The following is a 23029-nucleotide window of genomic DNA, read 5'->3' as shown; positions in this document are numbered from 1 at the left end:
TCCTGTAGCGAATGAAAAAACCCCTCCGCACGGGAGGGGCCGTCAAGTCGCCGATCGCTGGCTCACCGGAGGGGTCACGAACTCTTGCGAGTCAGAGCACAACGCCCGGTGAGGGCTTCAATGCCAGGGGCAGGATCAGAACTTGAAGTTGGCGGTCAGCGCCACCGAACGCGGCGTGCCTGGGGTGTAACGATAGCCGCTCTTGTTGATTGCCGCTACGTAGTCCTTATCGAAAATATTGTAGATATTGAGCTGTAGATCAACGTTCTTGTTCACGATATAACCAACCATGCCATCGAAGACCCAATAGCTGTTGGCGTACTTGGGCGTACCGACCGCACCATCGGTGCCGCGCAGCAGCGAACTGACGTAACGTGCACCACCGCCGACGGTGAAGCCCTGCGGCAGGCGATAGGTGGCCCACGAAGTGAAGGCCTGCTTCGGCGTATAGGCAAGATTGTTCTCGCCGGAGGCCGTGGTGATGGCACCGTTGTTCACTTTGGTGTCCATCCAGGTGTAGCCCGCTGCCAGCGACAGGTTGCTGGTCACGTCACCGGTCACGCCCAGTTCGATACCCTGCACGGTCTTCTTGCCGGTCTGGAAGTACTGCAGCGAGGTCGGATCCTGCTCGACTTCATTGGTCACTTCGGTGTGGAACAGAGCAGCGGTGACGGCCAGTTTCTTGTTGAGCAGATCCCACTTGGTCCCCAACTCGGAAGTCTTGGTCTTCTGCGGGGTGTAGTTGGTGTTGGACGCGCTGTTGGCCGAAGCCGACAGGGCGAAGTTGCTGCCGCCCGGGGGCTGCTGCGAGGTCGCGTACAGGGCGTAGATGCTGCTGTAGTCGGTCGGTTTGAAGATCGCGGCCAGCTTCCAGTTGAACAGGTTGCCCGAGGTCGACAGGTCGGTGATGGTGCCGGCCGCGTTGGAGTAGTACGTGGTGCGGTAATGGTCCTCGCGGATGCCGGCATTGATCGACCATTGTTCGTTGAACTTGACGGTGTCGAACAGGTAGGCCGAGACGGTATCGGTCTTGCCATCGTTGTAGCCCGTGGCGCGGATCGAATAGGTACCGGAGCCGAAGTTGGGATCCGGGTTGTACAAGTTGGCCGCCGGCAGCGTGCCGGTGGCGGTGAAGGACGTGGCGTGCTGCTTTTCCTGAGTGAACTCGATGCCACCCACCACCGTGTGCTGCAGGCTGCCGCTCTTCAGGTTGGCCGTCACGTTGGTCTGGTTGGTGATGATCTCGTTGGACTGGTCCTTGCGGGTGGGCAGGTTGCGCGCCAGGGTCCAGCCCGCCAGGTTGGTCGCCGACGGCGTCACCAGGCCGGCGGCGCGGGTGCTGCTGGCGGCCGAGGCCATGAAGGACGTCAGGAAGTAATCCTGGCTGGTCTTGGCGTAGCGGGTGGTGTTCTGCAGCTTCACGTCCTGCGAGAAGTCATGCTCCACGCGGGCGGTGAACATGTCGGCCGTGACCTTGTCGTAATCGTTCACATTGCCGTAAAAATTCTTCGAGGACACGCGCGGTGCGCCCGAGATGTAGGGGCGTGCCGGATCCGGCGAGGTGTAGCCGGGCAGGCCAATGGTGGGTACGCCGCCATCGGGCACGTTGTCCTGGTCGATGTGCAGATAGTTCAGGAATACGCGGGTCGGGCTGTTCAGGCCAAAGGCCAGCGAGGGCGCCACGCCCCAGCGGTCGTTCTTGACTTCATGGCGGCCGGGGACGCCGCTGTCCTGCTTCATCACGTTCAGGCGCAGGGCGATGCCGCGCTCTTCATCGATCACCTTGTTCCAGTCGGCGGTGGCGCGCTTCTGGTTCCAGCTGCCATAGGTGGCCGAGGAATTGAAGAAGTTGCTCATCTCGGCCTGCTTGGTGACCATGTTGATCGAACCGGTCGGCGAACCGCGTCCGTTGTCGGTGCCCGCCGGGCCCTTCAGGACTTCCACTTGCTGGATGTTGAACATGTCGCGCGAGATCGAACCGAGGTCGCGCACGTTGTCCACGAAGATCGCACTGGAGCTGTCGAAGCCGCGCATGTAGATGGCGTCGCCGGTATTGGTGGAACCGTTTTCACCGAGATAGAAAGTCCCGACGCCCGGGCTGTTGCGCAGGGCTTCGGTCAGCGTGGTGGCACCCTGCTGGTCGATCAGCTGCTTCTTGATCACGGTCAGGGTCTGCGGGGTGTCGACCAGCGGCTGGCTGTACTTGGCCGAGGAGGCCTTGTCGGCCTTGTAGTCCGATTCCTGGGTGGCGGTCACTTCGACCTTGGGCAGGGCGGTGCTGGTCTGGGCATGCACGCCCACGGCCGGCAGCAGCAGGGCGCCGGCAACGGCGGCGGACAGTCGGGTCGAAGCAAAGGCAGGCTGCGCGTGCTTGCGGCTCTTGATGTAACTCATGGCAGGGTTCCGAGAGAAAATGTTGAGAGTTCTCTTGGCTGGCTATGAGTCGAACGGGCAATCGCATGGTCTGGTGAGACCTGGCAGGCTCCGCCGGAATGGCTGGCGAGATTGTAGTTTTTTGTATCTCGTTGAGATCGCAATGTTTCGACTTGCTACGAGATTTTTACAATTATAGCCACGGTTCCAAATAAAAGTGATTCTTATTCTAAAAATTTCTGTTCCCTGATCGTCTGCTCTTGGTCTTCCATTCAGAACATCCCGCGCAAAGCCGCACCGCATCCGGGAAGGCGGAAGGGGAAAGTCGAAACTGCATTTGTTGCATAAAAAATACGAAGCCTCACGGCAGTGCGCTGCCGTGAGGATGGCGTGGGAGAGTTCAGCGGTGGCGGCAGAACGCCGCCACCGCCGGGCAGGAGATCAGAAGCGGAAGTTGCCGGTCAGCGAGAAGGCACGCGCGCCGCCCGGGGTGTAGCGGTATCCGCTCTTGTTGATCGCGGCGGCGTACTGCTTGTTGAACAGGTTGGTCACGTTGAACTGCAGTTCCACCGTCTTGTTGATGGCATAGCTGGCCATGGCATCGACCAGCCAGTAGGCATCGGTCCGGGTGGGCGTGCCCAGCGCATTGCTGTCGGTGCCGCGCAGCAGGCCGTCGGTATAGCGCAGGCCGCCGCCCAGCGCCAGGCCCGGTGCCGCGCGCCAGGTCGCCCAGGAGGTAAAGGACTGGCGCGGGGCGTAGGCCAGGTAGTTCTCGCCGTTGGCGGTGACGACGCGTCCCTTGTTGACGCGGCTGTTCATGCGGCTGTAGCCGGCGGTGAGCGAAATGTCCCGGGTGAGCTCGCCGGTGACGCCCAGTTCCACCCCTTCGGTACGTTTCTCCCCGATCTGGAACCAGGTGTCGGCCAGCGTTCCCGGCTCGATCTCATTGTGCACGTCGGTGCGATAGAGCGCGCCGGTGACGGCCAGGCGGCGGCCGAGCAGGTCCCACTTGGTGCCGATTTCGGCGGTACGGGTCTTTTGTGGCGCGTAGTCGGGGTGGGAGGGATTCCTGCGGCTGGCACTGAGGGAGAGATTGTTGCCGCCCGGCGGCTGCTGCGAACTCGCCAGCAGGGCGTAGACGCTGCTGTAGCTGGTGGGCTTGAAGACGGCCGCCAGCTTCCAGCTCTGCAGGTTGCCCGAGGTTTTCAGTGCAGTGGCGGTGCCGGAGGCGATGCCGTCGAAGGAGGTGCGGTAATGGTCCTCGCGCAAGCCCAGGTTCAGTGACCAGCGCTCGTCGAACTTGAGCGTGTCCAGCACGTACAGCGCGGCGGTATCGATCTGGCCCTCGTTGCGGCCGGTGGCCTGGATGCTGACTTCCGATTCGTCGAAGCGGGGATTCGGCTGGTACAGGTTGGCCGGGGGACGGAAGCCGTCCACCGTGAAGGCCAGCGCATGCTGGCGTTCACGCGTCAGTTCCAGGCCCCCAACCAGGGTGTGCCGGATCGCGCCGGTATTGAACTGCGCCGTGGCATGGGTCTGGTTGCTGAGGATCTCGTTGGCCTGGTCGCGCCGCGTGACGATGTTGCGCGCCAGTAGCCAGGTGCTGCGGTCAGTGGCCGAGGGCGTGCGGATGCCGGACTTGTACTTGCCCCGGTCGCTGCCGGTGGCAATGAAGGAGGCCAGGCGGTAATCCTGGTCGGTGCGAGCGTAGCGGGTGCTGTTTTCCAGCTTCAGGGTGGGCGAGAAGTCGTGCTGCACCCGCAGGGTGTACATGTCGGCGTTGACCCGGTCATAGTCGTCCACGTGGCCATAGTAGTTGCTCGGATTCACCTTGGGCGCGTCGCCAATGAAGGGACGCGCCGGATCCGGCGAGCGATAGCCTGGCAGGCCGAGGGTGACCACGCCGCCATCGGGGACGTTGTCCTGCTGCATGTGCACGTAGTTGAAGAGGATGCGGGTGGGGCCGTTCAGGCCCCAGGCCAGCGAGGGCGCGAAGCCGTCGCGGCTGCTGTGCACCTGGTGGCGGCCGGGTACGCCGCTGTGCTGTTTCATCAGGTTCAGGCGCAGCGCCAGGCCCTGATCGGGGTTCAGTACCTTGTTCCAGTCGACGGTGGCGCGCTTCTGGTTCCAGCTGCCATAGGTGCCGCTGGCGCTGACCGCATCGGCCAGTTCGGGCTGTTTGGTGACCAGGTTGACGGAGCCGGTCGGAGAACCCCGGCCGTTGTCGGTGCCCGCGGCTCCCTTCAGGACCTCCACCTGCTGCAGGTTGAAGACGTCGCGCGAGATCGCGCCAAGGTCGCGCACGTTGTCCACGAAGATGGCGCTGGAGATGTCGAAGCCGCGCATGTAGATGGTGTCGCCGGTACTGGTGCTGCCGTTCTCGCCGAGGAAGAAGGTGCCCACGCCGGGCGTATTGCGCAGCACCTCCGTGAGCGTGGTGGCCCCCTGCTGTTCCATCAGCGGACGCTTGAAGACCTGCAGCGTCTGCGGCGTATCCACCAGCGGCTGCGTGTACTTGGGGGAGGCCGATTGCTCGGCCTTGTAGGGCGATTCCTTGGCGGCATCGACCTGTACCGAAGGCAGTTTGCCGCCAGCGGACTGGGCCTGGGCGGTGACTGCCGGCAGCAGCAGGACGCCCGCCAGCGCCGCCGACAGGCAGCAGCTGGATGCAGCAGGAGAGGGCGGGGAAGAGGGGTGCTTTTTGCTCTTGATGAAGCTCATGTCAGGTTCCGAGAGTAAGGGTGGCGAAATCTCTGGGCTGGCGATGAGCGGTGTCCGGGACGATATGAAGCTTTGTGAAAAAAGCGGGATGCGCGTCCGGGCGGGGGCTGGCGGTCAGATATCAGGGGGAATCCGGCCGGCGATGGCGACGTGCCGGGAGCGGATCCGGCTGAGTATAGGAAGCGGGGAGGAAAAAAGAACTCCTGCAAATTTCGATTTTTTGCAGGAGTTTTTGAAGATTGAAATTTGTATCGGAAGCTCGATTTTTTTCAATCAGGAGCGGCCAACTCCTTGGCGCAACGGGCGGCTTGCCGCTGCCTGAGGCGATCAGAAGTGATATTCGGCGCGCACCATCGGTGTCTTGGCCAGCGAGCCCGGCACGTTGCTCGGGTTGCCGAACTTGTTGCGCCAGTACTGATATTCCAGACCCAGGCGCAAGGTGTTCTTGCCCAGTCCCATGGCCGTGCCGAGGTCGTACATGAGCTGTCCGTCGAAATTCAGTTCGGGCGCAGTCGACCCGCCGAACTCGTTTCTGCCCTTGGCGGCGATGTAGTTCAGGTAGCCCTCGAAGGCCCATCCGCTGCCGCCCAGCGGGATCCCCCAGGCCAGGTTCAGCATCGGATGCGTGTCATAGGTGTAGCGGCTGCTGATGCCCTTGGGCTGGTTGCTTTCGAACAGGGCCAGCACGCTCACGTTGAGAAAACCCGGCACATCCATCATCAGGGTCGGGCCGACCACCCACATGCGTTTCTTCGAGGCATAGCTGTTGTCGTTCTTGGTGTTCCAGTCGAAGCCCAGCGTCAGGCCGACGCCGCGCGCCGGTCCGAAGGACAGGTCACGGCCGCTGATCTTGCCGATGTCCAGCGTATGGCGATAGGTGACATAGGCTTCCTGGGCATTGTCATCCTTGCTGTCCGACATCAGCAGGTCGACGTTGAGGAAGTTGGTGCCGTACTTGTAGCCGCTGGCATGCTGGAAGTTGACGATGTTCTTGCTGATGTCCTGCGTATTGAAGGGCTCGGCAAACTTCGTGCCGTAACGGTAGCCGATCGAGTTGTCGGCCCAGTCGGCCGCCATGGCGCTGCCGCCGGCCATGAGCAGGACGCCCGCGAGCGTGCCGTGCAGGCGCAGGGATGGAATGGGCATGGTGTCTCCTCCAGTGATGGATGTTGTTTGATATAAATGATTTAAATGATTTAAATGATTTAAATGATTGCCGCGCCGGGCCCGTGCTGGTATCTGCGGTCCGGATGTCGGCTCCGGTTTGGCAGGGGGCTGCGCGGTAAGGCATTATGTCCGCTGCATCGATGGCCGGTATAAGCGCACTCGTATAGGGTTCGGCGGGCGGCGGTATATCATCGGCGCTCACGATCACTCATCCTCACTCATCCATTACACAGCGAAAGGACAGCAACATGGGCAAACTGAGCACGCACGTGCTGGATATCACCAAGGGCAAGCCCGGCGCGGGCGTCAAGCTGGCGCTCTACGCGGTGACTGGCGGCGGCAAGACGCTGCTCAAGCACGCCGTCACCAACAGCGATGGCCGTTGCGATGCGCCGCTGCTGGAAGGCGAGGCGCTGCAGCCCGGCAAGTACGAACTGGTCTTTGCGGCCGGTGATTATTTTGCGGAACAGGGCGTGAGCCTGCCGGAACCGCGTTTCGTCGATGAAGTGGTGATTGCCTTCGGCGTGGCCGATGCTTCGCAGAACTATCACGTGCCGCTGGTGGTGTCGCCGTGGGCTTATTCGACTTATCGCGGCAGTTGATGATGCGCACCTGATTTATCTCTGGAATCGATGAATGAAAAATCCGGCCTTCGCGCAAGAAGCCGGATTTTTTTATTTCCGCAAGAAGCGGCGCCGGCGTGACGATGCGCAATTCACCCGCGGCTTCTGGTGGCGTGACCGGATGTTGTGCGTGAAGGTAAAAGGGCAAGGATCAGCGCAGCGTGTTTGATGTGGATTAAGGGACGGAGGACGGAAATCGGGTCCAATCACACCTCCTCTCTGTTGTATTTGCGGGCTGCGGCAATATGTCGCAGCCCATTTTTTTTGTTGTTCGCTGCCGCTAACTGCTTGTGCCAAAAGGACTTTCTCCGGATCCGCAAGCCGCTCTTGCCGGACGGCAGCACGGCCACGGGATTGCAGCGCACAGGCTGCGTGATAGATTGCGCCGATGAAAAAAACAGGGAGTGCGAACGTCACGGCGGTCGCGGGTGCGGCTGCGCGCGCTTCCCTCACAACACCAAGAAAAGCCAGACATCCTCGCCATGAACACGCTGCCTGTTTGCTCCTCATTGTCTCCGTCTTCGCCGGCTTCTGCCGTCTCCCGTCCGCTTCGCCTGCATCCCTTGCTGCTGGCCGTGCTCTGCGCCTGGAGCGGCAGCACCCTGGCCCAGCAGGCCGCCGCCAGTGACGGCAGCAGCGAGGCCTCGACCCTGCCCACCATCGAAGTGCGCAGCAGTGGCTCGGTCGCCGAGCGCAAGCAACTGCCGCAGACCACGGCCAGCGTCACTGCCGATACCGCTGCCAACAGCATCAACGTCACCGACAGTTCGGATGCGCTGAAGTATCTGCCCAGCCTCTCGGTGCGCAAGCGCTACATCGGCGATACGCAATCCCCGCTGGCCACTCGCACCACGGGCGTGAACGCCAGTGCGCGCAGCCTGATCTATGCCGACGGCATCCTGCTCTCGGCGCTGGTGAACAACAACAATGGCAATGGCTCGCCGCGCTGGTTCATGGTGGCACCGGAAGAGATCGAGCGCATCGACGTGATGTATGGACCGTTTGCGGCGGAGTATCCGGGCAATTCCTACGGTGCGGTCACCGAGATCACCACGCGCATGCCGCAGCAGTTCGAGGCCAGCATCAAGGCGCAATATGCGCAGCAGGATTTCAGTCAGTACGGCGCGTCCGGTACCTATCGCGCGCAGGAGTACAACGTCGGCTTGGGCAATCGCAGCGGGGCGCTGGCCTGGCGCTTCTCGGTCAATCATCTGGACAGCTACTCGCAGCCGGTGACCTACATCACTGCCACCAGCCTGCCGGCCGGCACTACCGGCGCGGTGCTGGCGCAGGATCGTACCGGCAAGAACCTGTATGTGCTGGGGGCCGGCAATCTTACCCATACGGTGCAGGACACGGCGCGGCTGAAGGTCTCCTACGACTTCACGCCAGCGCTCACGGCCACCTATACCCTGGGCTTCTGGCAGAACCAGGCCAGCGCCAATCCGCAGAGTTTCCTGAAGACCGCCAGTGGCGCCACGGCCTATACCAGCGGCTTTTCCAGCAACGACGTGGACCAGCAGCAATGGATGCAATCGCTGGAATTGCGCAGCAAGACCGGGGGCGAGTGGGACTGGCAACTGGCGGCGTCGACCTTGTCCGCGTCGCGTGACCTGACGCGCACCTCGACGGCCACCTTCCCGGCCGGCCAGAGCGGCGGGGCCGGCACCATCGCCGATGCCAGCGGCACCGGCTGGAGCACGGTCGATGCCAAGGGCATCTGGCGTCCACAGGGCAGTGCCCAGGTCATCAGCTTTGGTGCGCATGTGGATCGCTACACCCTGGCCACGCCGACCTGGAACACCAGCAACTGGATCAGCGGCGGCAATGGCACGCTGGCCTCCGACTCGCGCGGCAAGACCGAGACTTCCGCGCTGTGGGCACAGGATGTGTGGCGCTTGTCGTCTTCCCTGAAGGCCACGCTGGGCGCACGGTACGAATGGTGGCGTGCCTTCGATGGCCGCAATGTCTCGACCTCAGGCAGCACCGTCTTCGCGGTGAACCAGCCGGAGGTCAGCCACAGCGGACTCTCGCCCAAAGCCTCGCTGGCCTGGGCCCTGGCGGACGACTGGGTGACGACGCTCTCCACCGGCCGGGCGCTGCGCTTCCCGACCGTGGGCGAGCTGTACCAGAACGTGCTGCTCAATGGCGTCTATCTGCAGGCCAATCCCAACCTGAAGCCCGAGAAAGTCTGGTCCACCGAACTGGCCATCGAAAAGCAGTTGCAGGAAGGGCAGGGCAAGTGGCGCGTTTCGCTGTTCGAAGAGCGGGTTTCGGATGCGCTGATTTCGCAGAGTTCCACCATCGGCAGCGGTGTAGCCTCCTTCACGCAGAACGTGGATCGCACCCGCCAGCGCGGCATCGAGGCGGCCTTCGAGCGCAACGATCTGCTGGTACGCGGTTTCTCGCTGAACGGCAGCGTGACCTGGGTCGATGCCCGCATCCTGGAAAACAAGGGCTATGTCGCCACCACGGCGGGCGCGACCTCGGTGGGCAAGCGCACGCCCTACGTGCCGGAATGGCGCGCCACGCTGGTGGCCAGCTACAAGCCGGATGACCGCTGGACCTATACGGTGGCAGGGCGTTACAGCGGGCGGGTCTACGCGACCGTCGACAATACCGACATCAACACGCACACCTATCAGGGCTTCGATGGCTATACCGTGTTCGATGCCCGCGTGCGCTATCGCATCGACCGCCACTGGAGCGGTGCGGTGGGCGTGGACAACCTGACCAACCGGGATTACTTCCTGTTCCATCCCTTCCCGCAGCGCACGGTCTTTGCCGAGCTGAAATATGACTTTTGATGAGGGAGGCCGCTGCTGTGGCTGAGTGGCCGGCTAGCCGGGCAGGCCGGAAGGAATCCGGCTGCCGGATGAGGTGAGTTGAAGGGAGATGCTGGCGCGGCGTGGACTCAGCTGCCGCGCGCCTTCTCGATGGTTTCGCGGGCCGCTTCCATGAGGGCGGCCGGTTCCGGAGCGTTGGATTCCAGGTAGGAATTTTCCAGCGTGACCGAGAGATTGCTCATCTTCTCCGACAATTCCGCCAGCGCCACGCTGAGCTCACACATCAGGGCCGAGATGTTTTTGGGTGACTGCGTCATTACGTTTCCTTTTCAGATGTCGCACCTTGGCGGCCTGTCCAGGGCGACGAAAAGGGGAAATTCATCGCGCATCAAGCCGGTGCGTACCAATCGATTACGTCGTGAGCTTTGGCTATTCTAAGCCATGCCGGATGCCGGTACGACTGTACCTTGGTCTAAAAGTGCGACAAAAAGTGAAACTTTCTTCATCCGTGTTGCACGGTGGATATGGCTCGTGCCCCTGCGTTGCCGTCCTGGCATGCTTGGGTCGGCAGGCTTGCCGCGATGCGATGCAGGATCCATGCCACGCGTCCTGATCGACGCCTGCTTCAGGTCAGGATCTGCTGCTGCAGCATGATCTCCTCGACGAAATCAGCAAAGGCACGCGCCTTGGCACTGGCCAGCCTGCCGGTGGGAAAGACCGCCCACAGGGCGATGTCCGGCAGCGTCCATTTTTCCAGGACGCGTACCACGCTGCCGGCCGCCAGTTCAGGGGCGAACATCCAGTCAGAGGCAATGGCCAGACCCATGTCGGCCAGCACGGCCGCGCGGATGCCCTCGGCGGCGTTGAAACGCACCCGCCCCTGCACCATGACCGAGACTGCGGTACTGGCACGGGTGAAGGTCCAGACATTGTCCAATTGGCTCAAGACCAGGGTCTCGTGCCTGGCCAGATCTGCCGGTACCCGTGGTGCCGGAGCCCGCTCCAGATAGGCGCGGGTAGCCAGTACCGAGCGCCGCGTCGTGGCCAGTTTGCGCGCGACGCTGGCGGAATCGGCCAGGTTCCCCATGCGCAGCGAGACGTCGATGCCTTCGGCCACCAGGTCGATGGTGCGGTCATCCAGGATCACGTCCACCTCCAGTGCCGGATGACGTGCCAGAAACAGCGGCAGGAAGGGAATCACGAACAGCCGCGCAAAGGTGGGGGCGGCCGAAACCCGCAAGCGTCCGGCCAGGCCTGCGCCGGCACCGCGTGCGGCCAGTTCGGCTTCCTCCGCTTCCTGGATGGCCACGCGGGCGCGCTCGAAGAAACGCATCCCCGCTTCGGTCGGCGTGAGACCGTGGGTGGAGCGCAGCAGCAGCCTGACCTTGAGCTTGTCTTCCAGCTGCGCCACGGTCTTGGAGACTGCCGGCTGTCCCACGCCCAGTACCCGCGCCGCCGCCGAGAACGATCCCGCCTCCACCACCCGTACAAAGGCCGTCATGGCCAGCAAGCGATCCATAGTGATCTCATTTATTCCAAAGTGGAATAAGCATTATAGCCATTGCCTGTCTGCCATTCCCGTCAGAAGAGGACCAGAATGCGCTGCATCGGTGGTGAGGAACACCGCCGAGCAGCCTTATCCCATTTACCGACCTCAATGACAGGAGCCTCATCATGACTCTGCAAGACAAGCTGGACGCCTTCAAAGCCGACTTCGTGGCCGGCAAGCCACCCTACAATGTACCCGCACCGGTCATTGCCACCATGCAGCGCGCCACCGATGAACTGATCGCATCAGGGGCGGCCGCACGGGCGCTCAAGGCGGGTGACCGTGCACCCCAGTTCACGCTGGTCGATCCGGATGGCAAGCCGGTCTCCTCCGCCGAGCTGCTGGCCCGAGGACCGCTGGCGGTGAGTTTCTATCGTGGTGTGTGGTGCCCTTACTGCAATATGGAATTGCAGGCGCTGCAGGAAGTGCTGCCGCAGTTGCAGCAGGCCGGAGCCAGCCTGGTGGCGATCTCGCCGCAGCTGCCGGCCAACAGCCGCAAGGCGATGCGCCAGAACGGCCTGGAATTCCCCATCCTCTCGGACGCGGGCAATGAGGTAGCCGCCGCCTTCGGACTGCGCTTCACCTTGCCGGATTATCTGGTGGAGCTGTATCGCTCGCTCAAGAATGAATTGCCGGCTTTCAATGGCGATGCCAGCTGGACGCTGCCCATGCCGGCCCGCTACGTGATCGCGCCGGATGGCGTGATCGTTTATGCCGAAGTCAATCCAGACTACACCCGCCGTCCGGAACCGTCGGACATGTTGCCGGCCATCGCTCGCGCGATCGGCTGAGCGCGGCCAAGTCGCGCCGGCGCTCCGGCGCGATCGTTCACCCCCGTGCCAGGACCACCAGTCCCGGCACGGCTTGCTGCATTTCGACGCGCAGGCTTTCTTCGCGCACCAGCAGCACCTCCAGGCCCGCGGCTTGCAGGCAGTGTTCGACATAACTGCGCTGGTGGCGGAAGCGGCCGCTGGGATGGAGCGTGTAGGGTGCGGCGTGTTCTTCACCAGCCAGTTCCACCGTGAAGATCAGATGGCCCTGCGGCTGCAGGGAGCATCGCGCCGCTGCGAAGAAGGACGCCAGCTCCCCGCAGTAGATCAGCACGTCACAGGCGGCGATCAGGCCATAGCGTGCCGGATGGGCTGCCATCCATTCCACCACGTCCGCCTGTTCCAGCGCCGTGTACTGCGGGTGTTGCGCGGCATGACGCAACATGTTGGGGGAGAGGTCCACACCTTCCAGTGCCAGCGCGTAAGGCGCGAGGACCGGCGCACACAGCCCGGTGCCGCAGCCGGCGTCCAGCACCACACTTGGCGCCATCCCCGGCAGGAAGGCGTTGAGCAACGTGCCCAGCACTTCCGGTCCGCGATAGTCCAGGTGGCTGACCAGGTTGCTGTCGAAGTGATCGGCATACTCATCGAAGCGACGCACGATGTAATCGCGCGGCACGCTGTGGCTGGGCAGACCCGCGTACGCCGCATGCATGTGGCTGGCGATGGGGTGGCTTGGCTCTTCCTGCAGCCACTGGCGGCAGACTTGCGCCGCTTCTTCCATCCGTCCCAGGAAGTAGAAGGAAATGGCCAGCAGCTCGCGTGACTTCCCCTCATGCGGAGGCAGTACGAAGGCCAGGCACTGGTAACGCGAACTCTGCATGCGGTCGCCCAGCGCAGCGTAGAGCTCGGCCAACTGATGCAGGGCTGCAAGGCAATGCGGATCCCGCAGCAAAGCTTGCTCGCAGGCAGCGATGGCGGCCTGCGGCTGATGTTGCGCCCGCCGTGCGGCGGCCAGGTTGGTCCACACCTGGGCATCGTCGGAGTGCAAGGCCAGGGCTTTTCCATAGGCCAGCTCCGCCTGGTCGAAGCGCCCGCAGGCGAACAGGACGTTGCCCAGATCATTGCTCCAGTCGGCATCGGGCGGGCTGGTACGCGCGGCTTCGTGCATCAGCGCCAGGCCTTCTTCGTGCCGTCCGCACTGGTGCAGCAGTACGCCCAGGTAGTGCTGGGCCGGGGCGTACTGCTCCTCCATGGCGAGGACCAGGCGATAGTCCTCCTCGGCAGCTTGCAGGCGGCCCGCTGCATGGTGGTTGAAGGCCGAAGTGAAGCTTTCTTCAATCAGCTCTTCCAGGACCCCGGTAGACGGCATGGGTTCGCTCCTTGTCTTGATCTCGGTCATGCGGGGTGAATTCATTGACTCAACGCGGCCAGCGGAGGAAGTGGCAAAGCGGGACTGCCGTCCGTGTCGGCCAGCATCACCGCTGCCGGTGCGGTCAGCGTGAACACCGCCACCGACGCCGTGAGTGTGGCCGCCCGTTCGGTCAGGGCATCGGCGGCAGCAGCGGTCTGTTCGACCAAGGCAGCATTCTGCTGGGTCGCGCGATCCATCTCGGCCAGGCTGAGGCTGACCTGGGAAATCCCCTCGGCCTGCTCACGCGTTGCCATCGCAATCTCGTTGACGGTGGTCATGACGTTGCCGAAGGACTGCACGATCTGCACGATGGCCTGGTCGGCCTCCTTGACCTGTTGCGCAGCCTGGTCGACGGAACCGATCGAGGTGGCGATCAGGTCCTTGACTTCGCGAGCGGCCTCGGCGCTGCGCAGTGCCAGCGAGCGCACTTCCGATGCCACGACCGCGAAACCCCGGCCCTGGCTGCCGGCACGGGCGGCTTCGACCGAGGCGTTCAATGCCAGGATGTTGGTCTGGAAGGCGATGCCGTCGATCAGGCTGACGATGTCGGAAATGCGTCCCGCCCCGGCGGTAACCTGGGCCATCGCCCCGGCGATGCCGCTCATGACCTGTCCGCCGCGCTCGGCATCGCTGGCGGCAGCAGCGGCCAGCGCGTTGGTGCGCTCGGCATTTTGTGCATTGTTGCGCACCGCACCGGAGAGCCGTTCCAGTGTCGCGGCGGTGGTCTCCAGCGTGCTGGCCTGGGCTTGTGTGCGTTGTGCCAGTTCGCCGTTGCCCTGGGCGATGTCGGCGGCCCCGTGATGCAGGTCCCGGGTCGCTTCGCGAATGTCGCCCACGGTACGGGCCACGCCATGCTGCATGCGCTGCAGAGCCGCCAGCAGGACGCCGATTTCATTGCCGGAGATGCCTTGCACCGCCTGGCTCAGGTCGCCATCGGCGATCCGGTCGAAATGGTCGGCTGCGCGTTTGAGCGGCTGCAAGAGCAGGCGATCAAACAGCAGCCAGCAGATCGCGATGAGCAGGACCGAGGCCGCCAGCATGGCCACCGCCAGCAGTGTGGCCTGGTCCGAGCGGCGTTCGGAGGCCAGGCGCAGGCCATCCTTGACCTGTTCCGCATGCTGGATCACGGCGCGCAGCGTGGCGGCGAATTCGCGGTCGGCGGCTTCGGCGCTGACGGTGGCGGCGGCGTAGTCCTCCAGCGATACGTCATAGAGGGCGACCTCGCGCAGGTTCAATACCTTGATGTAGCTGTCGTAGGCAGCCGAGACGCGCAGCGCTTCCGGTTCCGCCAGTGCCGATGGCGTCAATCCCTGACGATAGCCATCGAAGGCCTTGCGTGCGTCCTGCAGGGCTGCCGAGGCGCGCCGGCTGTAGTCGTTGGACTTGATTTCATCGCCCTTGACCAGGTTGATGTAGGCATTGTCCATGTTGATCAGGGTGTTCAGGAACAGGCGCTCGGTGTCATGCAGCGGCTGGATGTGGCGGTCCGAGAGTTCGATCAGCGCGGCGGTGGCGCGGCTGGCCGAGCGCGCACCCTGCCAGGCCATGCCGGCAGCCAGCCACAGCGCCAGCGTCAACAGTCCCAGTACCAGCATCAGGCCGGTACGCAACTTTATTCTGGTCAACATGATGCTTTCCTCCCCGTGATCAACGCAGTCCCAGGCGCCGGTCCAGCGACCAGGCACCGCCACCGCGTGCTATCAGGAGCAGCAGCAAGCCGGCCCAGGACAGGTGCGTGGGCCAGGCATCGGGATAGACGAAGATCTCGATGACGGTGGTCATGCCCAGCAAGGCCAGGGCCGCGCCCCGGGTGCAGAGGCCGAGGATCAGCAGCAGCGGGAAGAAGTGTTCCGCATAGGTCGCCAGGTGTGCCGCCAGGTCGGGCGGTACCAGCGGCAGGCGGTATTCCTCCTGGAACAGGACATAGGTGCTGTCCTTGATGTCAAGGAAACCGCTGACCTTGGTACGGCCCGAGAGGAAGAAGATCGCTGCGATCGCCACGCGGGCGACCAGCGTCAGCACGTTGTCGCTGATCACCCGCGTGGCCAGGTCGGCGGCGCGCGACCACAGCGAGGGAGAGGGCTGCACGTCGGCAGGCAGGGTGGCGGGCTGGTTCATGGAAGTCTCCGTTCAGTGAAACGAGGTAAAGGCATCGGCCTGGATCAACTGGCCCAGCATGGTGCCGATCTCCAGGCCGGGCTCCCGGGCCAGCGCCTGGCCGGCAGCGCTGGCGATGCCGCAGCCATCGCGGCAGGCATCGAGAAAGCGTGATGCGCCCGCACTCAGCGGCTGCCATTGCACCTGGCCGTGCGGCCGCGTGAGCAGGGCTCCTTCGCCCTGCCATTCGGGGGCGATTTCTGTGTCGTCAGCATCGCTGCGGTTGATGCTCCAGATGGTGTAGACCGGATGCTGCGGATCGTGATGCCAGCGGCTGGCGGCATGCGGTACCAGCCTGATGTCCTGGCCGGCGGTCAGCGCGGTGTGCAGGGCCGAGACGTCCAGCAGCGGGTCATCGGCGGCCAGGTGTGCTTCGGTCCAGCAGCGGTCCAGGGTGGCGACGCCCGGCAGGTAAGGCAATTCCCGTGCTGCTTCCAGCGTGGCAAGGAAATCGGCAAAGCCCGCCCCATAGCAGATGAGGCTGGCTTCTTGTGGCAAGTGCTCGCGCGCAAAGGCTTGCGCTGCAGACTCCATCCAGGGGCTGCCGACCAGCCGGTGCACCGCCGGATAGTTGGCCAGCAGTGCGTCGACGCAGCCCTTGAAGACGGTATTGCGATAGATCGCGAAGGCCGGTTGCGCCAGCAGCGCGGCAACGCCTGGGTCGTCGCTCTGCCCGTTCAGCAGGGCCTGCAGGAAGCTGGCGTAGTAGCGATGGTCGGGGGCATTCATGCGGCTTGCTCCTCGTGCGTGGCCGCTGCCGGATGCAGCAAGGTGCCGGCCATGTCGCGCTCGGCCAGCAGCACGTCGAACGCGGGCACGTTGCCATCCCGTTCGATCAGGGTGGGACACTCCCCGGTGCGTGCCAGCAGATGCGCGTAGAGCTCCCAGACCGCTGCCGCAACCGGGGCGTCATGGGAATCGACCAGCAGGCCGGGCAGGCTGGCATCGGCACTGTGGCCGGCCAGATGGATTTCGAGAATGTCATCGAACGGCAACTGGTCCAGGTAGTGGTGCGCGTCGGTGCCGAGATTGCAGGCGCTCACGTGCACATTGTTGACGTCGACCAGCAAGCCGCAGCCGGTCCGGCGCACCAGTTCGCGCAGGAAGTCCGGCTCGCTCCAGCTGTGCTGCTCCATGTGCAGGTAATGCGACGGGTTCTCCAGCGCGATCCGGCGCTGCAGCACATCCTGGGTGCGGCTGATGTTGTCAGCCAGGCGTGCCAGTGTGTCGTTGGTACGCGGCACCGGCAGCAGGTCGGGCAGGTAGTGGCCGCCGATGCGCGACCAGGCGAGGTGTTCGGAGACCAGCACCGGTTCGATGCGCGACACCAGTTGTGCCAGTTTGCGCAGATGCAGGGGATCGGGCGCGTCGGGCCCGGCCAGTGACATCGACACCCCGTGCAGGGCCACCGGATGCTGCTCCCGGATCGCCTGCAGCCATGCCAGGCGGGGGCCGCCGTCCATCAGGTAGTTTTCCGGATGGACTTCGAACCACAGTCCCGCTGCCTTGCAGGCCAGCGCTGCATCGAAATGCTGGGGTTTGAGACCCAGGCCGGCGGTGAGGGGTGACGTTGTCATGGCCGATGGCTCCGGAACGATCAGACCGGCTTGAGCGAGCCCATGCCGCGCGGAGTCTTGATCGAGGTGCAGGTGCCGGCCGGGACGTTCTTCCAGGCATTGCCCTGGTAATCCATCTTGGCGGTGCCGGCGCAGGTGGTGCCTTCACCGGCCTTGCAGTCGTTCTGGCCGGCCATGGAGACGCCATAGCACTTCTCGACGGCGGTCTTGTTCATCGGTTGCTTGTCTTGGGCCATGGCGACGCCGGAGGCGAGGGTGGCGAGGGTCAGTGCGGCGGTGGCGACGAAGTGGTTCATGGTGTGCTCCTGAAAATGGATGAAGTGGAAGATGACACTGACCGGCGTTTCGCTTGCTGCTGCTTTGCGTCCGATCTGCTTGTTAATTCGCAGGGAGTGGCTGGCCGGTTACAGCGCGATGAAGATTTTTTGAAAAAATTATTTTTCGCGTCTGCTGTAACCGCAGCGCTGTTGTGAACGAATACAAAAGAGAGCGCGCCATTGCGCAGTCCGCCCGCAGGGGCACTAAGGGGATGTGAATGAAAACGATGGAACTGGTCAACATGCTGGCAACCGGAACGGGCGAGCCCCCCGGCCCCGTCCAGCGCAGCCTGGTGCGCAACGTGGCCGCGCGCATGGCGGTGGCGCTGGCCCTGGGCCTGATGGGTGCGGCCCTGCTGCTGGCCATACTCTATGGGGTGCGCAGCGACCTGCGTGAACTGTTGCAGCAGCCGCTGTTCTGGATGAAGGTCTCGTTCCCGCTAGCGGCCTTGCTGGCCGGACAACTGGCTGCCTCGCGCCTGGCGCTGCCAGGCATGCGCATGGGGCTGGCTCCGGCGGCAGGACTGCTGCTGCCACCGGCCTTGCTGTGGCTGGCCGGTGGCAGCTGGCTGGCGCTGGCGCCGCCCTCGCAGCGGCTGGACCTGCTGCTGGGCAGCAGCTGGGAAGTGTGTTCGGCCAATGTGGCCTTGCTGTCCTTGCCCACGCTGGCGAGCATGCTGTGGTTCCTGCGCGGGATGGCCCCCACGCAATTGCGTGCGGCGGGTGCGGTGGCTGGATTGGTGGCCGGCGCACAGGGCGTGCTAGTCTATTCGCTTTATTGCGTGGAGATGGCGCCGCCGTTCTGGGGTGTCTGGTATGTACTGGGGGTGGCGCTGCCGACGGGGGCCGGCGCCTTGTGCGGCCCGTGGCTGCTTCGTTGGTGATCTGGTGGCGTGCCCATGACTGAAAGTCCTTTCCTGTTGGCGACTGGCGGACCGGCCTTGCCGGATGAGGTGGCAGGCCGTCCCGGCAAGCCCTCGCATCCCGCCGAGGAGCGCCTGCGCATGCTGCTGCTGGCCGGTCTCGACGGCGACGCCGTGGCCTATCGCCAGTTTCTGGCCGAACTGAGCGGCCGCCTGCGTGCCTTCCTGCGCAAGCGCCTGGTGCATCTGCAGGATGACGTCGAGGATGTGGTGCAGGAAACCCTGCTGGCCATCCACAACGCCCGCCATACCTATCGCCCCGATCAGCCGCTGACGGCCTGGGTGCATGCCATCGCGCGCTACAAGCTGATGGACTTCCTGCGCGCCCGTTCGCGCCGCGAAGCCTTCAACGACCCGCTGGACGAAGAGCACGACCTGCTCACCACCTGTGACGATGAACCGGCGCAGGCGCGGCGCGATGTCGGTGCGCTGCTGGAGGAACTGCCCGACAAGCAGCGTTTGCCGATCGTTCACGTCAAGCTGGAAGGCCTGTCGGTGGCCGAGACGGCACAACTGACCGGGATGTCGGAATCGGCCGTGAAAGTCGGCATCCATCGTGGCCTCAAGGCCCTGGCCCTGAAGATCCGGGAGAAACTGCAAGCATGAAGACTGAAGACCTTATTTCGATGATGGCCAGCGGCGTGGCACCGGTGGACCGGCGTTTGCCGGTCAAGCAGATGGCCCAGGCCCTGGTGCTGGGCGGCTTGGGTTCGCTGTTGCTGATGCTGAAGATCTACGGGCTGCGTCCCGATCTGGCGGTGATGCTGGGCGTGCCGCTGTTCTGGATCAAGCTGGCCTTTCCCACGACATTGGCCGTGGGGGCCATGCTGGTGCTGCGACGCCTGGTGCGTCCGGGATTGCGCGTGGGTGCCAACTGGGCGGGCATCGCCCTGCCTGCCATGGCAGTGTGGCTCGGTGGCGCAGCCGTGTTGCTCAGTGCACCGGTAGCCCAGCGGCTGCCGCTGTTGATGGGGATCAGCTGGCGCAGCTGCCCGTTCAACATCGCGCTGCTGTCGATTCCACTCTTCATCGGCATCTTCTGGGCCGTGCGCGGCATGGCCCCGACCCGGCTGCGCCTGAGCGGTGCGGTGGCTGGCCTGCTGGCCGGTGCCACGGCGACCATGGTGTATTGCCTGCATTGCCCGGAGATGGGCGTGCCGTTCTGGGGAATCTGGTATTTCCTCGGGATCCTCATTCCGGCAGCACTTGGCCTGCTGCTGGGTCCGCGCCTGTTGCGCTGGTAAGTCCTGGAGCGATTGAGCATGAGCGTGATCCATACCGCATTCGTCGCTGGTCTCAGTGGAGGCTGGCGTATCCTGCGCGTCGACGCCGTGGTCGGCGAATCGCTGGCAATGGCGGGAAGGCTTGCCGTCGCCGGTCCCGGCGAGGCGCAGTCCACCGCTACGCCCGGCGTGAAGTGGCGCCTGGACGGTGCCACCGGTCATGCGCGTTATGCCACGCGGCACGAACTCGATACGCTGGGCGCGGTGCAGCAGGGCCTGGGGCGGCCCGAGGCACGCTGCGCAGCCCTCATCCCGATCCGCAAGAACCCGGCCTGGTGGGCGCTGGCGCAGGATGAGCGCCGCGCGATCCTGGAGGAGCAGTCGCACCACATCGCCATCGGGCTGGAGTACCTGCCACCGATTGCGCGCCGTCTCTACCATGCGCGCGAACTGGGCCAGCCTTTCGATTTCCTGACCTGGTTCGAGTACGCGCCGGAACACGCTGAAGCATTCGAAGAGTTGGTCGCGCGATTGCGCCGGAGTGCCGAATGGCAGTTCGTTGATCGCGAGGTCGATATCCGCCTGGTCTACGATGAGCCTGCCCGACAAGGAGCTGCCGGATGAATCTGCTTTCACTGTGGCAGCGCGCCACCCGCAACAAAGCTGCGCGCCAGGCGGCGCATGACGAGCAGCTGCTGATGAGCCTGTTCCTGCTGGCCTGGGCGGTGGAGGCGCGCGATCCCTATACCGGCGGGCATCTGTGGCGGGTGGCGCGATTGTCGCGTCTGCTGGCGCATTCCGCCGGACTGCCCGCGGAGCAGGTGGCCCGCATCACCATCGGTGCCTTCCTGCATGACCTCGGCAAGATCGGCATCCCCGATGCCGTACTGGGCAAGAAATCGCGGCTGGATGAGGCGGAATACGCGGTCATCAGGACGCATCCCGAGATCGGCCACCGCATGCTGGCGGGCCACCCGCTGGCAGCCCTGGCCGAAGAGGCGGTGCTGCTGCATCACGAAACACCGGACGGGCGCGGCTATCCCTTCGGACGGCGCGGTGAGGACATCCCGCTGGCTGCGCGCATCGTCGGCATCTGCGACGCCTTCGACGCCATGACCAGCACGCGTCCCTATCGCAGCGGGATGCCGATTGCACGGGCCATGGAAATCATCGAGGGTGAGCTCGGCAAGCAGTTCGATGCCGAGTTGGGACGCCGCTTCATTGGCCTGCAGGCCGATGCGGAACTGGCCCACATCGTGGGCCACAGCGATGAGGGCATTCCTCTGCAGCGCTGCCTCTCATGCGGCCCGATCATCGTACGGCCCCGGGAAGCCGTGGCCGGCGATACGCTGTACTGCCCGGCCTGCCATAGCGAATACACCATTGCTCCCAATGAGCAGGGCCTGCTGGCCAGCGGCAAGCAGGATACGGCGCGCGCACTGGCGGTGGCACCCGACTCCGGGCTGATCAGCCGGCTGGTGGGGGAAAGCCGCGCCGCCCTGGCGTGAATGGCGTCCCCATGAAAAAAGCCCGCATGAAGCGGGCTGGTGGTGCGCAAGGCAAGGAGGCTCAGAAGGTTTCCCAATCTCCTTCATCGTCGCCCGCAGGCAGGCGCGACGGTTTGCCAGCGGGCTTGGCTGCGGGAGCGTCCGCCTTGGGCGCGGCTGCTGCAGCGGGTTTGGCCGGGGCGGCCTTGGGTGCTGGAATGGTCGCACGTGCCGCCGGGGCCGCTGTCGGCTTGCGCGGCGCAGCGCTCGCTGATGCGGCAGGTGCCGGGCGTGCGGCCGGCTTGACCGCCGCCGGTGCAGCCGCAACGGTGCGCGCCTGGCTGCCATCAATCTGGAAGCGTCCGACCAGACCGGCCAGGGTGGCCGCCTGATCCTGCAGCGATTGCGCCGCAGCGGCGGCTTGCTCCACCAGGGCGGCGTTCTGTTGCGTCCCCTCATCCATCTGCGTGATCGCACGGCCGACTTCGGCGATGCCGGCGCTCTGTTCCTGGCTGGCCGAGCTGATTTCCCCCACGATGTCGGTGACGCGGCGCACGCTGGCCACCACTTCGGTCATGGTGGCACCTGCTTGTTCGACCAGCTTGCTGCCGGTATCGACCTTGGCCACCGAGTCATCGATGAGGGACTTGATCTCCTTGGCGGCCGAGGCCGAACGCTGAGCCAGTGAGCGCACTTCCGAGGCCACCACCGCAAAGCCGCGCCCCTGCTCGCCGGCGCGCGCCGCCTCTACTGCCGCGTTGAGCGCCAGAATGTTGGTCTGGAAGGCGATGCCGTCGATCACGCCGATGATGTCGGCAATCTTGCGCGAGCTGTCGGTGATGCCTTCCATGGTCTGCACCACCTGGCCGACCACGCTGCCGCCCTGGATCGCCACTTCCGATGCCGATTCGGCCAGCTGGTTGGCCTGGCGCGCGTTGTCGGCATTCTGCTTGACGGTGGCGGTCAGTTCTTCCATGGCCGAGGCGGTTTCCTCGATGGAGCCGGCCTGTTGCTCGGTGCGGCTCGACAGGTCGAGGTTGCCGCTGGCGATTTCCTGGCTGGCAGTGGCGATGGTGTCGGCCGAAGTCTTGATGTTGGCGATGGTACTCAGCAGCGAATCGCGCATGCTGCGCACTGCGTAAAGCAGGCTGCTCCGGTCGCCCGGTGCGGTTTCGATGTTGGGGGTGAGGTCGCCTTGGGCGATGCGGTTGGCGACCTCGGCCGCCTTGGCCGGATCGCCGCCGATGGTGCGCAGGATGCCGCGGTTGATCACGATCACCAGCGCTACCAGGGCCGCCGCCACCACGGCAAAGAGGATGGCCATCTGCGTCAGGGTGCGCAGGAAGGCGGCGTTGATGTCATCCATGTATGCGCCGGTGGTCAGGTTCCAGTCCCAGGGCTGATAGGCGATGACGAAGGAGGTCTTGGGCACCGGTTCGGCCGCCCCGACTTTGGGCCACAGGTAATTGACGAAGCTGCCGCCGGGCTGGCTGCCGGCCTTGGTGATCTCGACGAACAGGTTCTTGCCGGCCGGATCTTTGAAGTTGGTCAGGTCCTTGCCGTCAAGTTCGGTCTTGATCGGGTGCATGACGATGATCTGCGCCGAGGTGGAAATCGAGAAGTAGCCGTCGGTGCCGTAGCGCAGGCTCTTCACGGCGGCTTTGGCGCGTTTTTGCGCTTCTTCCTTGGTCAGCGCGCCGGATTCGGCCAGCGCGCCATAGCCCTTGACCATGGATAGCGCGGTCTGGCCGATGTTGGTGAGGTCGTTCTTGCGCTCTTCCATGCGCACATCGCGCACCATGACAGCGCTGAAGATGGAAATCGCCAGCAGTGCGATGAGGCTCAAACCGAGTGGCAGCCACAGTTTTTTACTGAAGGACAACTGGCCCATGATGATATCTCCCATTGTGTAGAGGCGCTCGCTGGCATCGCTGTGCCGGGA

At 64.2% G+C, this 23029-nt stretch carries 22 protein-coding genes; 10 read left to right on the top strand and 12 right to left on the bottom strand.

The genetic code is table 11. The features are described 5' to 3' along the window. Positions 1 to 135 precede the first annotated feature (135 nt). Entirely contained in the window at positions 136 to 2394 is a 2259-nt protein-coding gene (locus E2K99_RS16710; RefSeq protein ID WP_134222935.1) for a catecholate siderophore receptor Fiu, read from the bottom strand. 420 nt (positions 2395 to 2814) lie between these two features. Beyond that, entirely contained in the window at positions 2815 to 5094 is a 2280-nt protein-coding gene (locus E2K99_RS16705) for a catecholate siderophore receptor Fiu (protein ID WP_134222934.1), read from the bottom strand. On the opposite strand from E2K99_RS16705, the gene E2K99_RS16700 reads away from it, so the two are divergent. Continuing rightward, on the top strand, positions 5081 to 5416 hold the full coding sequence (locus E2K99_RS16700) for a hypothetical protein (RefSeq protein ID WP_134222933.1): 336 nt from the start codon (positions 5081 to 5083) through the stop codon (positions 5414 to 5416). The genes E2K99_RS16705 and E2K99_RS16700 overlap by 14 nt on opposite strands. A 5-nt stretch (positions 5417 to 5421) precedes the next feature. Here the strand turns inward: E2K99_RS16700 and E2K99_RS16695 are convergent, their stop codons facing one another. Next, the gene (locus E2K99_RS16695) at positions 5422 to 6240 is read right to left on the bottom strand and encodes an outer envelope protein (protein ID WP_134222932.1); all 819 of its coding nucleotides are present in this window, start codon (positions 6238 to 6240) and stop codon (positions 5422 to 5424) included. Positions 6241 to 6509: 269 nt separating this feature from the next. Between E2K99_RS16695 and uraH the strand changes: the two genes are divergently transcribed. The 3 genes from uraH (at position 6510) to E2K99_RS16685 (ending at position 9691) form a co-directional block, all read left to right on the top strand. Continuing rightward, complete coding sequence (uraH, locus tag E2K99_RS16690) at positions 6510 to 6863, top strand: hydroxyisourate hydrolase (RefSeq protein ID WP_034333215.1); 354 nt, start codon at positions 6510 to 6512, stop codon at positions 6861 to 6863. Between the two features lie 34 nt (positions 6864 to 6897). Further along, positions 6898 to 7053 (top strand): hypothetical protein, encoded by a 156-nt coding sequence (locus E2K99_RS25565; protein ID WP_166675075.1) that lies wholly within the window; start codon positions 6898 to 6900, stop codon positions 7051 to 7053. 313 nt (positions 7054 to 7366) lie between these two features. Further along, the gene (locus E2K99_RS16685) at positions 7367 to 9691 is read left to right on the top strand and encodes a TonB-dependent receptor (RefSeq protein ID WP_240733740.1); all 2325 of its coding nucleotides are present in this window, start codon (positions 7367 to 7369) and stop codon (positions 9689 to 9691) included. Between the two features lie 107 nt (positions 9692 to 9798). Here E2K99_RS16685 and E2K99_RS16680 read toward each other — a convergent pair whose 3' ends face one another. Both E2K99_RS16680 and E2K99_RS16675 read right to left on the bottom strand, forming a co-directional pair. After that, positions 9799 to 9987: a hypothetical protein gene (locus tag E2K99_RS16680; RefSeq protein ID WP_034333213.1), complete on the bottom strand. Its 189-nt coding sequence runs from the start codon at positions 9985 to 9987 to the stop codon at positions 9799 to 9801. 308 nt (positions 9988 to 10295) lie between these two features. Then, positions 10296 to 11189, bottom strand: a complete 894-nt coding sequence (locus E2K99_RS16675) for a LysR family transcriptional regulator (RefSeq protein WP_134222931.1) — start codon at positions 11187 to 11189, stop codon at positions 10296 to 10298. Between the two features lie 155 nt (positions 11190 to 11344). On the opposite strand from E2K99_RS16675, the gene E2K99_RS16670 reads away from it, so the two are divergent. After that, positions 11345 to 12010 carry a peroxiredoxin-like family protein gene (locus tag E2K99_RS16670; protein ID WP_134222930.1) on the top strand — a complete coding sequence of 222 codons (666 nt, stop codon included), beginning with the start codon at positions 11345 to 11347 and terminating at the stop codon, positions 12008 to 12010. A gap of 37 nt (positions 12011 to 12047) precedes the next feature. On the opposite strand, the gene E2K99_RS16665 is transcribed toward E2K99_RS16670, so the two are convergent. The 6 genes from E2K99_RS16665 to E2K99_RS16640 are packed head-to-tail and all read right to left on the bottom strand — an operon-like array spanning position 12048 to position 17433. Next, positions 12048 to 13406, bottom strand: a complete 1359-nt coding sequence (locus E2K99_RS16665; RefSeq protein ID WP_240733739.1) for a tetratricopeptide repeat protein — start codon at positions 13404 to 13406, stop codon at positions 12048 to 12050. Further along, the gene (locus E2K99_RS16660; RefSeq protein WP_240733738.1) at positions 13403 to 15031 is read right to left on the bottom strand and encodes a methyl-accepting chemotaxis protein; all 1629 of its coding nucleotides are present in this window, start codon (positions 15029 to 15031) and stop codon (positions 13403 to 13405) included. Before E2K99_RS16660 ends, E2K99_RS16665 begins: the two co-directional genes overlap by 4 nt. Positions 15032 to 15050: 19 nt before the next feature. Beyond that, positions 15051 to 15521, bottom strand: a complete 471-nt coding sequence (locus E2K99_RS16655) for a DoxX family protein (protein WP_134222929.1) — start codon at positions 15519 to 15521, stop codon at positions 15051 to 15053. A gap of 12 nt (positions 15522 to 15533) precedes the next feature. Further along, positions 15534 to 16289, bottom strand: a complete 756-nt coding sequence (locus tag E2K99_RS16650) for an HvfC/BufC N-terminal domain-containing protein (RefSeq protein ID WP_134222928.1) — start codon at positions 16287 to 16289, stop codon at positions 15534 to 15536. Further along, positions 16286 to 17137, bottom strand: a complete 852-nt coding sequence (bufB, locus tag E2K99_RS16645) for an MNIO family bufferin maturase (protein ID WP_134222927.1) — start codon at positions 17135 to 17137, stop codon at positions 16286 to 16288. The genes E2K99_RS16650 and bufB overlap by 4 nt, the downstream gene beginning before the upstream one ends. Positions 17138 to 17157: 20 nt before the next feature. Further along, complete coding sequence (locus tag E2K99_RS16640; RefSeq protein ID WP_034336271.1) at positions 17158 to 17433, bottom strand: BufA1 family periplasmic bufferin-type metallophore; 276 nt, start codon at positions 17431 to 17433, stop codon at positions 17158 to 17160. Positions 17434 to 17672: 239 nt separating this feature from the next. On the opposite strand from E2K99_RS16640, the gene E2K99_RS16635 reads away from it, so the two are divergent. Genes E2K99_RS16635 through E2K99_RS16615 form a run of 5 tightly spaced genes read left to right on the top strand, consistent with a single transcriptional unit; the run spans position 17673 to position 21108 of the window. Then, entirely contained in the window at positions 17673 to 18338 is a 666-nt protein-coding gene (locus tag E2K99_RS16635) for a DUF1109 domain-containing protein (RefSeq protein WP_227022575.1), read from the top strand. Positions 18339 to 18353: 15 nt separating this feature from the next. Then, positions 18354 to 18983 carry a sigma-70 family RNA polymerase sigma factor gene (locus E2K99_RS16630; protein WP_039784802.1) on the top strand — a complete coding sequence of 210 codons (630 nt, stop codon included), beginning with the start codon at positions 18354 to 18356 and terminating at the stop codon, positions 18981 to 18983. Beyond that, positions 18980 to 19621, top strand: coding sequence for a DUF1109 domain-containing protein (locus E2K99_RS16625; protein WP_134134565.1), 642 nt, complete (start codon positions 18980 to 18982; stop codon positions 19619 to 19621). Before E2K99_RS16630 ends, E2K99_RS16625 begins: the two co-directional genes overlap by 4 nt. 18 nt (positions 19622 to 19639) lie before the next feature. Further along, positions 19640 to 20224 carry a chlorite dismutase family protein gene (locus tag E2K99_RS16620; RefSeq protein WP_205703689.1) on the top strand — a complete coding sequence of 195 codons (585 nt, stop codon included), beginning with the start codon at positions 19640 to 19642 and terminating at the stop codon, positions 20222 to 20224. Further along, on the top strand, positions 20221 to 21108 hold the full coding sequence (locus tag E2K99_RS16615) for an HD-GYP domain-containing protein (RefSeq protein WP_199725121.1): 888 nt from the start codon (positions 20221 to 20223) through the stop codon (positions 21106 to 21108). Before E2K99_RS16620 ends, E2K99_RS16615 begins: the two co-directional genes overlap by 4 nt. Positions 21109 to 21169: 61 nt before the next feature. Here E2K99_RS16615 and E2K99_RS16610 read toward each other — a convergent pair whose 3' ends face one another. After that, positions 21170 to 22978: a methyl-accepting chemotaxis protein gene (locus E2K99_RS16610; RefSeq protein ID WP_134222926.1), complete on the bottom strand. Its 1809-nt coding sequence runs from the start codon at positions 22976 to 22978 to the stop codon at positions 21170 to 21172. Between the last annotated feature and the right edge of the window lie 51 nt (positions 22979 to 23029).

Source organism: Herbaspirillum huttiense, from assembly GCF_004367745.1.
Taxonomy (GTDB): domain Bacteria; phylum Pseudomonadota; class Gammaproteobacteria; order Burkholderiales; family Burkholderiaceae_D; genus Herbaspirillum; species Herbaspirillum huttiense.
The sequence above is the reverse complement of the archived record's forward strand: the minus strand, read 5'-3'. Positions and strand labels throughout refer to the sequence as shown.